Consider the following 13,378-nt stretch of genomic DNA (forward strand, 5'->3'; position numbering starts at 1 on the left):
CCGCGGTCTGCGGTCCGCTTCAAGCGAGGCGTTCAGTCCGGCACCGCGACGCCGCGCCGGGCCGCCATCTGCTGCAGCTCGCCGCTGGCGCGCAGGCGTTGCATGCCGGCGTCGATCAGCGCCGACCAGGGCTCGCCCGCCGCGTCGCGGCTGAAGGCGAAGTGGCCGCGCAGCTGCGCGAACGGCGGGGTGCACAGCGCGATCTGATCCGTCAGCGCCAGTTGCTCGATCACCGGCTCCGAGTTGCGCTGGTTGGCCGCGATCAGGTCCAGCCGGTTGAGCTGCAGCATGCGCAGCGCGGTGGCCAGGTCCCGCACGGCGGTCACGTTCAAGCCCCGGCGCGCCTGCTCGAAGCGGTCGCCGTAGACCCAGCCCTGCACCGCGCCGATCCTCAGCGGCACCAGCGCCTGGAAGTCGCCCCACCAGAGCCCTTCCTCGCGGCGGCGCGCGTAGAACACCAGCGCGTCCTCGTAGAAGGCCTGGCGGGAGAAACGCATCAGGCGCTCGCGCTCCGGCGTGCGGTACGGACCGACGAGGATCTGCGCCGGACCGTGCTCGATCATGGCCTGCGCCCGCAGCCAGGGATAGAACTCGTAGCGCGGCTGGTGGCCGGCGGGGATCAGGATCGCGTCGAGCAGGTCGACGGCCAGACCGCGCGGCTTGCCGCCGTCGGCCGCGGGCTCGAAGAGCCGCGCGAAGGTCGTCCCCGCGATGTGCACCTGCGCCGAGCGGGGCCGCGTCGCGCCGACCCTCCCCATCGCGCCCGTCATGCCGACGGCCATCGCGCCGAGCGCGGCATCACGGAGCAGGTGTCGGCGGAAGGCGTCCATGGGAGTGCCCATGATAGGCGTGCGCTCCGTCGTCGCGCAGCCCCGCGACGCGGGGTGGCGCAGACCCTCGCTTCAGGGCCCGCGTGTCTCCGCGGCGAGGTCCTCGGGCACCAGCGCGCCGGGGATGAAGATCGGTGTGCGGATGGGATCGCGGCCGATGTCCTCGCCGTGTGAACCATGGACCGCGAACGCCGCCGCGAGCGTCGCATGGACCTGTCCCATCGTCTCGTAGGACGGCGAGGAGCCGCCGGCGAAGAACACCTTCGCGTCCCCGATGCCCAGCCCGCACAAGCCGTAGAGCCGGTCACCGACGCGGGCGCAGAACTGGTCGGCGATCTGGCGTCCGATCAGCGACGGCAGGCGGACCAGGTAGTCGCCCGTTCCCCCGTCCACGGCCCAGCGCACGGACAGCCGCATCCAATGTGCGTTCTTGCCGTCGATGCAACTCTCCAGCACGCCCCGCAGCCACGGCGAACACTCGGGATCGGTGACCGAGTCCCGCCAGCAGTTGCGCCAGTCCGCCGCGGACATCGGCCGAATTTCGAAACTCACGCACATCCTCCTCGCGTCGCCACCCAGGGCGACAGAAGGACGATCGTAGGCAGGCGACCCCCACTCGGACAATCCGCCTTCATCGATCGATGCGTGACTCTTACGAGTCGGTCGGAAGCGCGAAGTTGTCGATTCGCAGGGGGGTTTCCGACGGGCTCTGCCTCACCCCTGCGGGAGAACTAGTGCATCGAGGTGGGTCGCCGACTCATGGTCGGAAGAGCGCGTGACGGGCCGCGTCACTGGTCGCGTCACTGGCCGCATGAATGGCGGCGCGAGAGGCGCTGCGGCGTGGCGCGCTCAGCCGCCTCGCACCAGCAGCCAGGCGACGACCGCCGCCAGGGCCAGGACCAGGGCGATGCCCGCCAGGCGTTCCGCCCACGATGCGTGCGACGAGGCCGGACGGTCCTCCGTCTCGAGCGGCGGCGGCGAGGGCAGCAACGGCATCGGCGCCGACGGCGAGCCGGATGAGGCACGTGCGGGCGCGGGTGCGGGCTCGACCTCGATCCAGTCGCGCACCGCCTGCGCCAGCAGCTGCCGGTCGGTGAACGAGCGCCCGTCCATCATGGCCCGGTCCAGCAACTGGTCCAGGCTCTCCCGTTGCGCGGCCGTCAGCGACAGCCACGACTGCAGCGACGCCACCGGCGTGGCGCCGGGTTCGGGCTCTTCCTCGAAGCCGTCCTCGGTCGCGTCGCGACGCGGCAGGCGGCCGTTGACCAGCATGCCCAGCAGGCGTCCCAGCGCATGGGTTTCGCTGTTGGCGTCGGGGCGGCCGCCGGCGCGCTGACGCGCATTGGCCAGCGGCTCGGCGGCGCGCACCAGCGCGGTGGGGGCCTGGCTGTCGCGCGGCGTCAGGCCTTGCCCCAGCCAGTGCAATTGCTGCGCCGGACTCAGCCACAAGGTGCCGGGGTCCAGTTCATGCAGCACCAGGCCGTGGTCATGGGCGGCGTCCAGCATGGCGATCAGGTCCAGCAGCAGCTGCATCCGCCGCTTCAGCGGCAGCGCCATCGCCACGCGCAGCAGCGGCGCGCCCTCCATCGCCGGCACCACGAGGTAGGGCAGCCCGGCCGGACTGAGCCCGCTGTCCAGCGGCGCGCCGTAGGCCGGATGCTGGAAGCGCGCCAGCGATTCCGAGTCCTCCGCGAAGCGCATCAGCACCGCCTGCGCATCCGACTCGTGGCGGTAGACCAGCGCGAGGCCGGTCTGCGCGGCGGCCTTGCCGTGCTCGACGCGGAACCACACGCCGGAAGCGCACTCGAAGAGCATGGCCGAGACCCGCCACACGCCCAGCCGCTCGCCGACGGCCGGCAGCACCGCGGGCGCCCGGGGGGCCGGGTCGTGCGGTGCGCGGTCTTGCGCGTGCGGGGCGGGGGGCTCGATCATGGGCGCGAATCCTAGCGCAGCGATACTTCGACCCCATGTCCTCCCGCGTCCCCTCTGTCGGCGTGAGCCGTCCGTCCGTCGGTGCCAGTCCTGCCTCCGACGCCTTCGGCGACCTTGACGCCATCGGCGCCCTGGCAGCGCCGCCGGCGCCGCGTCCGTGGATCCGCCGGGCGACCGTCGCCCTGCTCGCGACGGCGCTCTGCGGGTGGGCCGCCGCGGCGCCCGCGCCGTACAAGCAACCCTCCCAGGCGATCCGCGACCTGCTGGACGCGCCGGCGCTGCCGCGGCTCATCCCGTCGCCGGACCGGGCCGCGCTGGCGCTGGTCGAGCAGCGCCGCTACACGCCGCTCGAGGAACTGGCGCGGCCGGGACTGCGCCTGGCCGGCGCGCGTTTCGATCCGCGCAACGCCAGCCAGCAGAACCTGCTCGCCGTGCAGCGCGTGCGCCTGCGCACGCTGCTCGAGCCGGAGGCCACGGAGCGCGACGTCGAGCTCCCCGCCGGCGGCACCTGGCACAACTTCATCTGGGCGCCGGACGGGCAGCGCTTCCTGCTGTCCCGGCGCACCGACACGGCCGACGAGCTGTGGGCCGGCGCCACCTCCAACGGCCAGCTCTGGCGCATCTACAACGTGCGACTGAACAACGCCGTCGATGCCGACGACATCGCCTGGCTGAACGCCCGTGAGGCGGTCGTGCTGACGGTGCCCGACGATCGCGGCCCCGCGCCCAGCCGGGCGCAGTCGGGGCCGGCGATCCAGGAGACGCACGGCAAGGCCTCGCCCGAGCGCACCTATCCGGACCTGCTGCGCAACCCGCGCGACGAGGACCTGTTCGAGCACTACGCGCGCTCGCAGCTGACCCTGATCGATGTCGCCAGCGGACAGAGCCGCGACATCGGCGCGCCGGGACTGTTCACCAGCGTCTCCAGCGTCGGCACTGGCCAGGCGCTGCTGACCGAGCGACTGGTTCGGCCGTTCAGCTACAACCTGACCTTCGATGATTTCCCGACCGTGGTCGAGGTCCGCCAGCGCGACGGCAAGGTCATCCGGGAGCTGGTCAAGATGCCGCTGAAGCAGGGCGTCGCGATCGACGGCGCGCTCTCGGGACCGCGCGTGTTCTATCCGTCGCCGACCAAGGATGCGGCGATCTACTGGGTCGAGGCGCTGGACGGCGGCAACCCGGCCAACCGCGCCGCGTTCCGCGATCGCGTCATGCGGCTGGATCCGCCCTACACCGGCGATCCCTTCGAGGTGCAGCGCATGCCCTACCGCTTCACGCGGCTGCGCTTCCTCGACGACGGCATCCACGGCCTGTTGACGGAAGAGGACCGCAGCCGGGGCTGGTCGCGGACCTACCTGCTGCCGCTCAACGGCAAGCAGAGCCGGCCCTTGTTCGAGCACTCGGTGCGCGAGCGATACCGGCACCCCGGTTTCCCGTTCATGCGCACGCTGGCCAACGGCCACCAGGTAGCGCAGACGCTCAATGGCGACCTGCTGCTGTCGGGTCAGGGCGCGGGTCCGAAGGGCGACCGGCCGTTCCTGGACAAGCTGTCGCTGAAAGACCTCAGCGTGCAGCGGCTGTTCCAGTCCGCCGAGGGCGTGTACGAGCAGCCCCTGGCGCTGCTCGAGGATCGCCGGCTGCTGACGCAGCGCGAGACCGAGCATGAGCCGCCCAACCTCGTGCTGCGCGAGAACGGCAAGGTGACGCCGCTGACGCGGATCAAGGATCCGGCGCCGCAGCTGAAGGGCGTGCGCCGCGAGCTGGTGAGCTTCAAGCGCAACGATGGCGTGGAGCTGTCCTTCTGGATGTACCTGCCGCCGGACCAGCGCGAGGGTGAGAAGCGCCCGGCGCTGGTGTGGGCCTACCCATTGGAATTCAACGACGCGGCGATCGCGGGGCAGTTGAGCGGGTCGCCGGGCCGGTACATGAGCTTCTCGGGGATCAGCCCGCTGAACCTGCTGATGGACGGGTACGTGGTGTTGATGGACGCGACGATGCCGGTGGTGGGTGACTCGCGCAACATGAACGACAGCTTCATCGAGCAGATCACGGCGAATGCGCGGGCGATCATCGACAAGGCCGAGGACCTGGGCACGGTGGATCCGCGGCGCGTGGCGATCGGCGGTCACAGCTACGGTGCGTTCATGGCGGTGAACCTGATGGCACACACGAAGCTGTTCCGCTGCGGCATTGCGCGCAGCGGCGCCTACAACAGGACGCTGACGCCGTTCGGATTCCAGAGCGAGCGCCGTTCGCTCTGGGATGCGAAGGACGTGTACCTGAAGCTGTCCCCCTTCCTCTTTGCCAACCAGATCAAGGATCCGCTGCTGCTGATCCATGGCGACGCGGACAACAACTCCGGCACCTTCCCGATGCAGAGCGAGCGCCTGTACCAGGCGTTGGCGGGTCTGGGCGGCACTGCCCGCTACGTCCTGCTGCCGTTCGAGGCCCATGGCTACACCTCGCGCGAGTCCGCGGGCCAGGTGCAATGGGAGATGAGCCAATGGCTGAAGGGCTGCGTGGGTGATCCGCGGATCGAGGCCAAGCCTCGCCCTGCAGCGGGATCAGGTGCGTCGCAGTAGGCGCGACCTCAGAGCTGTTTCACCGCGAACGTATCGCAGTCCCTCAAGTCCCCTTGAGCCATCCCCCGCTTGAACCAGCGCTGCCGCTGATCGCTGGTGCCGTGGGTGAAGCTCTCCGGCACGACCGCGCGGCCGGCGCTGCGTTGAAGCGTGTCGTCGCCGATCTTGGCGGCGGCATTGAGCGCCTCGTCGATGTCGCCGGCTTCCAGCCAGCCCTTCGACTGCTGCGAATGATGGGCCCAGACGCCGGCGAAGCAATCGGCCTGGAGTTCGACGCGGACGCTGGTCGCGTTGGCGGCGGTTTCTGACTGACGGCGCCGGGCGGCGTCGACCTTGTCGGTGATGCCGAGCAGATGCTGGACGTGGTGTCCGACCTCGTGGGCGATGACGTAGGCCTGGGCGAAGTCGCCGGGGGCGCCGAGCCGGTCGCGCAGGGTCTGATAGAAGCTCAGGTCGATGTAGACCTTGCTGTCGCCGGGGCAGTAGAACGGTCCCATCGCGGCTTGTCCGAGCCCGCAGGCCGTGCGCGACTGGCCCTCGAAGAGCGTGAGCGTCGGCGCCTGGTAGGTCTTGCCGCCGGCCTTGAAGAGCGGCGTCCAGACGTCCTCGGTGTCGGCGAGCACGATGCTGACGAACTTCGCGGGCGTGTCCTGGGGACGGCTGTGCTCGACGGGCCGTTGGGCCGGGCCGGGCGTGGTCTGGACGGCGCTGCCGTCGAGCGCGCTGAGCACCGTCAGCGGATTGATGCCGAACGCCCAGGACGCCAGCAGCGCCACCACGATGCCGCCGATGCCGATGCCACGTCCGCCGATGGGCAGCCCGCCCCCGCCGCTGCTTCCGCCGCCGCTGCCGCGCAGATCTTCGACGTTGTCGCTCTCGCGATTGCCTTCCCACTTCATGGTGTGCTCCTGGTGCCCTCACGCGGGCACGAACATCCGGCAAGGATGGCACAGCGCGTGTGACGCGGCTGTCGGACGAGGCCCCGAGCGCCCTCCCCGTCCCCTCGATCAGGGGACATCGCAGGCTCAGTCTGCCGCCTGCGCCTCGTCCCGCGCCTGCGGCGTGTCGCGTGCCGGGAGGATCAGGTGGAATTCTGCGCCACCGCCTTCGCGATTGGCGGCGTAAAGCTGGCCGCCGTGCATCTCCACGATCCGCCGGCTGATCGGCAGGCCCAGGCCGGTGCCGCCGGAGCCGTCCTTGGTCGCGCTGGACTGGACGAAGGGATCGAAGATCCGTTCCAGCTCGTCGACCGGGATGCCCGGTCCCCGGTCGGCGACGCAGAGGTGCAAGGCGCCCTCGGCCGTGCGGCCGCCGCGGAGCTCGATGGTGCCGCCCTGCGGCGCGAACTTGATGGCGTTGGCCAGCACGTTGCGCACCGCCTGCTGGAAGCGTGGCGGATCGACCTGCGCCGGCATCGGCGCGGGCAACTCGACGGCCAGCGTCAGCTGGCGCTTCGCGGTCAGCGGCGCCAGCTCGCGCATCACGGCATCGACCGGCTCGCGCAGGTCCTCCGCGCGCAACTCCAGCGCGCCCACGGCGTCCAGCTTGGACGCGTCGAGCAGGTCGTTGACCAGCGCCAGCATCCGCTGCCCGGAGCCGTGGATGTCCGAGAACATCGCCTGCAGCCGCTCCTGCCCGCCGCTGCGCATGAGGCCGAGCTCGGAGAACCCGAGGATCGACTGCAGCGGCGTGCGCAACTCATGGCTGATGTTGGCGAGGAACTCGGTCTTCGTCCGCGAGGCCTCTTCCGCCGCGTCGCGCGCCTGGCGCGTCAGCCGCTCGGCGGCGGCGCGCTCGGTGATGTCGACCGCGCTGCCGGCGTAACCGAGCAGCTCACCGTCGCGACGCAGCGGCACCGTCGCGATCTGGTAGCGGCGCGGGGCGCCCTCGCCGTTGCGGATCGTGGCCTCGACGCTGCGCACGCCCTCGTCGCCGCCGAACAGGCTGGCCACCGCGTCGCGGTCGGCCGGCTCGGCGAGGTCCGCGAGCCGGCGCCCGACCGCTTCGTCCGGCCGCCCGCGGTGCAGCGTCGTCCAGCGCGCATTCACGAAGGTCAGCGTGCCCGCCGGATTGGTCCGGAAGATCACCTCCTGCACGCTCTTGAGCAGCACGCGCATGTCGCGCTCGCGATCGGCGAGCTGCTCATGCGCGCCCTCGAGCGCTTCCATCGCCTCCGCCCGCGCCTGCAAGCTGCGCCGCACCGTGATCGTCGCCAGCGCGATCAGCGCCAGCGCCAGCGAGCCGATCAGCAGCAGCCATCGCAGCCCCGCGTGCCAGCGCGCCAGCACCTCGTCGATAGCCTGCTCGACGCCGACGATCAACGGACGCCGCGGCGCCGCCCGGTACGCGACGATGACCTCGCCCGGCAACGCGCCGGCGCCGATGTAGGTGTCGTGCTCGCGCCCGCGGCGCAGCGCGTCGAAGGCCGGATGTCCGTCCAGCCGCTGCCCCGGCAGTTGATGCAAGGTCTCCATCGCGGCGAGCAGCTGGCCGTCGGTCGAGGCGAGCCACGCGGCGCTCCGGCCCGTCGGCAGCGCGCGCTGCTGGACCTGCGTCAGCGCGTCCGGGTTGATGAGGGCCAGCAGCCAGCGCGGGTCGCGTTCGCGCGTGCCGGGCGAGATGCCCAGCGGTGTCGGCGCGGACGCGCTGCCGGCGGGGTCGTCGGGCAAGGCCGGCAGCTGCAGCAGCAGCGGCAGCATGCCGACCGGCGAGCCGCGTGCGCCGCGTCCCCGCGCGAGGTCCGCCAGCCCCCGTCCCGGCCGCAGCGGCATCAGGAGGTCGCGGTCCGGCGCCGGCAGGCGGCCGAAGTCGTCGAGCGGGATCTCCAGGCCGATCTCATCGGCATTGGTGCTGATCAGCACCCGCCCGCGCGTGTCCAGCAGCGACACGCTGCGGATGAAGGGCAGGCCCACCAGGACGTGGCTGAAATGCTCCTCGAGGTGCTGCGCCTCGTGCGGGTCGGCGACCGTGCGCGTCAGCCCGTCGCCGATCGCGTGCAGGGACAGCGAGGCCGTCTCGATCGTGCGGCTCGCGTCGCTCTCGAGCACCTGCGCCAGCAGTGCGCCGCGGGCGCGCGCCTCGTCGATCGCCTCCTGGCGGCCGACCCAGGCCGGCCCGATCAGGCCGGCCAGCGTCCCGACGCCCGCGACCAGTCCCGCCCACAGCGTGGCGCGACGCAGGCGCAGGAGGGAACGGACGGCCGGACCGAGCATTGCTGCGACTTTGCCTCAGGGCACGACGATCGCGCCAAGACCGTGGCGCTCGGCGGCGGCGCGCAGGCGCCCGTCGCGCTTGATGCGGGCGACGAAGTCGTCCAGCCGCGCCAGCCACACCGCATCGCCGCGCTTGATCGCGTAGGCATACGGCAGGACGTGGAAGGGTCGGGGCGACGCGATCAGCTGCGCCCAGTCGGCGTTGTCCAGCAGTCGTCGGCTGTACGGGTAGTCGGTCATGAAGACGTCGGCGCGGCCGGACTCCAGTTCCCGCTCCCGCGTCGCGGGCGGCTGCACCACGAGCAGCGTCGCCCGCTTGAGCGTGTCCCGCATCACCCGCTCCGTCGAGGTGCCGGTCTGGACGGCGACCACCACGCCCGTCTGGTCGATGTCCTCCCAGCGCTTGACGACGCGGCTCGCGCGGCTCGCGATGGCGTAGATGTCGCTCTGCAGGTAGGGCTGCGTGAAGGACAAGGCCACCGCCCGCTGGGGCAGCACGGCGACGGCGAACATCGCGACATCGCAGCGTTCCGCCTCGAGGTCGGGGATCAGGCGCTGGAACGAGGATTCGACGTAGCGCAGACGCACGCCGAGTTCCTTGGCCAGCTCATTGGACAGATCGATGTCGATGCCGCTCAGCGTCTCGTCGCGCGGGTGGCGGTAGGTGATGCCGTAGTAGTCCGGCCAGATGCAGACGCGGAGCACGCCGTTGGCGAGGATCCGCTGCAGCGTCGGACTGGTCGTGGCGGTGGCTGTGGCGACCGACGTCGGCGCGGACGCCGCCGTCGGGGCGCTCCAGGCCCCCGGCGCCATCGCCAGCAGGGAGGCCATCAGGAGGGCCAGCATCAGGCCGGCCGCGCCCCTGCGGGCCAGCCGGACCGTCGCGGCCTGTCCGGTCCATCGCTTCGTCATCGCATCTCCTCAGCCCGGGATTGCACCAGAGTTCGTCCCACCCGGTCGCGAGGGAAGGCCCACCCTCGACCGAAGTCACACCCGATATCACTTTTATCGCTTATAAATGGGGATATTGCCCACCTGCAAGTTTGGTTAATTCGGCAAAATCGACTCATGACTGCTATTGCCCGTACACCCGACGACATGCAAGAGGATTTCAGCACGCGCGAAGTGGCGCAGCGCCTCGGCATGGCCGTCCGCTCGGTGCAACTCATGGTCGACCGCGGTGAGCTGCAGGCCTGGCGCACGCCGGGCGGGCATCGCCGGATCCTGCGGACCTCGCTGGACGCGTGGCTGACCGGCCGCGGCCTGGCGCCGACCAAGCCGGCCGACCTGTCGCCCAACGACGGCGTGCCGGCACGGCTGAAGGCGCTGCTGATCGAGGACTCGGTCCACTACCAGAACCTCGTCATGCTGCTGGCGCAGCAGGAGTTTCCCGACCTCGACCTGCACACGGCCAACGACGGCATCGGCGGGCTGGTCATGTACGGGCAGCTGCAGCCCGAGATCCTGCTGGTCGACATCCTGCTGCCCGGCATCGACGGTGCCGCGCTGGTGACCAGCCTGCGTTCGCAGCCGCAGTTCGCCAGCAGCGAGCTGATCTTCGTCACCGCGCTCGACGAGCAGCAGCGCGCGCCTTACGCGTTCGCGCTGGCCGGACTGCCGCTGGTGCACAAGCCGCGTCTCGTGACCGATCTGCCGCCGCTGCTGGCCGCCGCCGTCCAGCGCATCCAGGCCCGCCAGCCGCAATTTGCCGGTTGAAGTCGGCCGGTTGATCATGGCGTCCCGCGTCCGGGTCCTCCTGGTGGAGGACGACATCACCCTGCAACGCTTCGTCTCCATGGCCCTGGAGGACGACGAGGTGCGCCTGCAGGCCTGCATCTCCGTGGACGAGGCGCTGCTCGCGCTGGCGACGCAGAGCTTCGACCTGGTCATCAGCGACCTGATGCTGCCGGGCCGGCACGGCCTGGATCTGCTGCAGACGCTCAAGCAGCGGCCCGGACTGCGCGGCAACGCGCGGCTGGCCGTGTTCAGCGCGGGGCTCAACCCGGCCGTGCGCGAACAGCTGGAAGCCCTGGGCGTGACGCGTTTCCTGTCCAAGCCCTGCTCGCTGGGCGAGCTCCAGTCCTGCCTGGACGGCCTGCGCGACGCGGCGCCGCCGGCCGCGATGCCGTCGATCCACCAGGCCGCCATCGAACAGTACTTCGGCGGCAATGCCGCGCTGTACCAGGCCTTCCTGGCGCGCTGCCGGGTGCAGTTCCCGCTGGACATCGCCAACGGCCGGCTCGCCTGCGACCGCGGCGAGCATGTGAAGCTGCGTCATCTCGCGCACAGCCTCAAGAGCGTGCTGCTGACGCTGGGGCACACGGAGGCGGCGGAAGTCGCGCGACAGCTGGAGCTCGATGCGGAACAGGCCGCGACGGGGTCCGAGGAGGCCCTCGCCGCCGCGCGCGCCGCGTGGCCGGTCCTCGAAGAGGCGCTGGCGCGCCTGCTCTGATCCCGCGGCTCAGATCGCCAGCGGATCCACGTCCACCGCCCACCGCGTCAGGCCCTTCTGACGACGCTTGAGCGCATGCAGCTCCGGCAGCCAGGCGCGCAGGAAGCGCTGCAACTGCGCGCGGTTCCCCGCCTCGATCAGCATCTGGAACCGTTCGCTGTCGGCGACACGTGAGATGGCCATCGGCACCGGCGGATAGAGCAGCAACCCCAGCGACAGCGGCAGCGTCTGCGCCGCCTCCTGAGCGGCGGTGAGGAAATCGCGCGCGGCTTCGACCGTGCGGCCCTCCGCCCGCACCAGGGCCAGATGCGCGAACGGCGGCAGGTTGGCCGTCATCCGCTCATGCAGCTGACTGCCGGCGAAAGCCTCGTAATCGTGCTTCTGCAGCGACTGGTACAGCGCGTGCTCGGGGTACCAGGTCTGGATCCACATCTCGCTCGCGGCCGCCTGCGCGGCGTCCCGGCCCGCGCGGCCGCCGGCCTGCATCAGCAGCGAGAAGAGCCGCTCCGGCGCGCGGAAATCGCTGCTGAAGAGCGCCCCGTCCGGGTTCACCGCGGCGACCAGCGTGATGCGTCGGAAGTCGTGGCCCTTGGCGATCATCTGCGTGCCGACGAGGATGTCGACGTCGCCCTCGTGCACGGCCGCGAGCTGCGTCTCCAGGCTGCCCTTGAGCCGGGTCGTGTCCGCGTCGATGCGCGCCACGCGCGCGCCGGGCAGCGCCTGCGCGAGCTGCTCCTCGAGCCGCTCCGTGCCCCGCCCCAGCGGCGCGATGTCCGGATTGCCGCAGGACGGACAGGCGCGCGGCACGCGCGTCGTCACGCCGCAGTGGTGGCAGCGCAGCGTCCGGTCCTCCTTGTGGAAGACCTGGTGCGCGCTGCAATGCGGGCAGTCGCTCTTCCAGTTGCACTGGTCGCAGTGCAGCACCGGCGCATAGCCGCGGCGGTTCAGGAACACGAGGCTCTGCTCGCCGCGGTCCAGCCGCTTGCGCATCGCGTCCAGCAGCGGCACCGACAGCGCCGTCGTCACGCCTTTCTTGCGTTCGAGCCGGTTCATGTCGAAGAGCCGGACCCGCGGCAACGCGCCGCCGCCGATGCGCTCGGTGAGGTCGACGCGGCGATACCGCCCGGCCAGCGCGTGTTGCCAGCTCTCCAGCGACGGCGTCGCCGAACCGAGCACCACCGGCACCTTCTCCAGATGGCCGCGATAGACCGCCAGGTCGCGCGCCGAATAGCGCGCGCCGTCCTGCTGCTTGTAGGAGGGGTCGTGCTCCTCGTCGACAACGATCAGTCCCAGCCGCGGCATGGACGCGAACACCGCCAGCCGCGTGCCCAGCACCAGCTGTGCGCGGCCCAGATGCGCGGCGAGCCAGTTGCGCAGGCGCTGCGCCGGCGTCAGCGCACTGTGCAGCGACACGATGGAACGACCCGCGAAACGCTCGGCGAAACGCGCCTCGAGCTGCGGCGTCAGGTTGATCTCGGGCACCAGCACGAGCACCTGCTGCCCGCGTTCGAGCGCGGCCTCGGCGGCGCGCAGGTAGATCTCGGTCTTGCCGCTGCCGGTGAGCCCCCACAACAACGCGGGCGGCGGCGTCTCGCGGTTCGCCTGCTCCGCCAGCGCATCCAGTGCCGCCTGCTGCTGAGCAGTCAACGCGGGGCGCTGCAGCGGATCGGCCAGCGTCCCGTCCGCAACCTCGGCGGCGGCGGCGGCGACAGCAGCGTCGATCTCAGCCGCGGCCTTCGCCGCTGCCGCATCGGCCTTGTCCAGTTTCTTCAGCCGCGCCTGCAGCTGCTTCGCGTCGAGGTCCCGCAGTTGCGGCGGCAGCACCGCCAGCGCCAGCTCACCGACGCTGCGCTGGTAGTACTGCGCCGCGAAGTCGAGCAGCCGACGCCAGCGGTCCGACAAGGGCGGCAGCGCATCGAGCGCCTCGCCCACCGGACGCAGCTCGGATTCCGGCAACTGCCCGTCCTCGGGCAAGTCCTGGCCCTCGGGCAGGTCGTCCCAGACCAGTCCCATCACGTCGCGACGGCCCAGCGTCACATGCACCAGCGTGCCGGGGGTCAAGTCTTGCGGGCCGAGGTAATCCAGCGGTCCGGTCAGCCCGCTGTGCTGCGGCGCCTCCACGGCCACCCGAACGCGTCGAAGGGATGGACCCTCGCTCATCGTCCCCGCCCCTCGCGCCGGACAGCGGCGCTCGCGGCGTCCCCTCCGGCCTCCACCGGCCATGAGGAAAACGCGCCAAGTGCCTGATTTCCAAGGGTGTTCACAACGGGGGCTGAAGCCTGTGGATAACTTTGTGGGAAACGCCCCGGCTTTTCAGGGGCTGCCGCGATTGCCGCCGCGGCGGCTCTGCGGCGTCAAATTCCGGGGAAA

General features: G+C 71.1%; 10 protein-coding genes. 3 read left to right on the plus strand and 7 right to left on the minus strand.

Annotated features, from left to right (window positions below):
- Positions 1–32: 32 nt before the first annotated feature.
- The 3 genes from ABE85_RS20800 to ABE85_RS20810 all read right to left on the minus strand — a co-directional run bounded on the left by ABE85_RS20800 (position 33) and on the right by ABE85_RS20810 (position 2,762).
- The gene (locus ABE85_RS20800) at positions 33–842 is read right to left on the minus strand and encodes an ABC transporter substrate-binding protein (protein ID WP_082938807.1); all 810 of its coding nucleotides are present in this window, start codon (positions 840–842) and stop codon (positions 33–35) included.
- A gap of 60 nt (positions 843–902) precedes the next feature.
- A complete protein-coding gene (locus tag ABE85_RS20805; RefSeq protein ID WP_157522701.1) occupies positions 903–1,382 on the minus strand; it encodes a hypothetical protein in 480 nt (159 codons plus the stop codon).
- A gap of 297 nt (positions 1,383–1,679) precedes the next feature.
- Positions 1,680–2,762 (minus strand): hypothetical protein, encoded by a 1,083-nt coding sequence (locus tag ABE85_RS20810; RefSeq protein ID WP_067279126.1) that lies wholly within the window; start codon positions 2,760–2,762, stop codon positions 1,680–1,682.
- A gap of 35 nt (positions 2,763–2,797) precedes the next feature.
- Between ABE85_RS20810 and ABE85_RS20815 the strand changes: the two genes are divergently transcribed.
- Positions 2,798–5,344, plus strand: coding sequence for a S9 family peptidase (locus ABE85_RS20815; protein ID WP_157522704.1), 2,547 nt, complete (start codon positions 2,798–2,800; stop codon positions 5,342–5,344).
- An 8-nt stretch (positions 5,345–5,352) separates the two neighbouring features.
- Here the strand turns inward: ABE85_RS20815 and ABE85_RS20820 are convergent, their stop codons facing one another.
- The 3 genes from ABE85_RS20820 to ABE85_RS20830 all read right to left on the minus strand — a co-directional run bounded on the left by ABE85_RS20820 (position 5,353) and on the right by ABE85_RS20830 (position 9,468).
- Entirely contained in the window at positions 5,353–6,243 is an 891-nt protein-coding gene (locus ABE85_RS20820) for a neutral zinc metallopeptidase (protein WP_067279129.1), read from the minus strand.
- Between the two features lie 126 nt (positions 6,244–6,369).
- On the minus strand, positions 6,370–8,556 hold the full coding sequence (locus tag ABE85_RS20825; protein ID WP_067279131.1) for an ATP-binding protein: 2,187 nt from the start codon (positions 8,554–8,556) through the stop codon (positions 6,370–6,372).
- Between the two features lie 15 nt (positions 8,557–8,571).
- Complete coding sequence (locus tag ABE85_RS20830) at positions 8,572–9,468, minus strand: ABC transporter substrate-binding protein (protein ID WP_231993145.1); 897 nt, start codon at positions 9,466–9,468, stop codon at positions 8,572–8,574.
- Positions 9,469–9,624: 156 nt separating this feature from the next.
- On the opposite strand from ABE85_RS20830, the gene ABE85_RS20835 reads away from it, so the two are divergent.
- The gene (locus ABE85_RS20835; RefSeq protein ID WP_067279133.1) at positions 9,625–10,272 is read left to right on the plus strand and encodes a helix-turn-helix domain-containing protein; all 648 of its coding nucleotides are present in this window, start codon (positions 9,625–9,627) and stop codon (positions 10,270–10,272) included.
- A 16-nt stretch (positions 10,273–10,288) separates the two neighbouring features.
- Positions 10,289–11,008 (plus strand): response regulator, encoded by a 720-nt coding sequence (locus ABE85_RS20840; protein WP_067283241.1) that lies wholly within the window; start codon positions 10,289–10,291, stop codon positions 11,006–11,008.
- 9 nt (positions 11,009–11,017) lie between these two features.
- Here ABE85_RS20840 and ABE85_RS20845 read toward each other — a convergent pair whose 3' ends face one another.
- A complete protein-coding gene (locus ABE85_RS20845; RefSeq protein ID WP_067279135.1) occupies positions 11,018–13,168 on the minus strand; it encodes a primosomal protein N' in 2,151 nt (716 codons plus the stop codon).
- Positions 13,169–13,378: the final 210 nt, after the last annotated feature.

The sequence above is a fragment of the Mitsuaria sp. 7 genome, assembly GCF_001653795.1.
Classification (GTDB): domain Bacteria; phylum Pseudomonadota; class Gammaproteobacteria; order Burkholderiales; family Burkholderiaceae_C; genus Roseateles.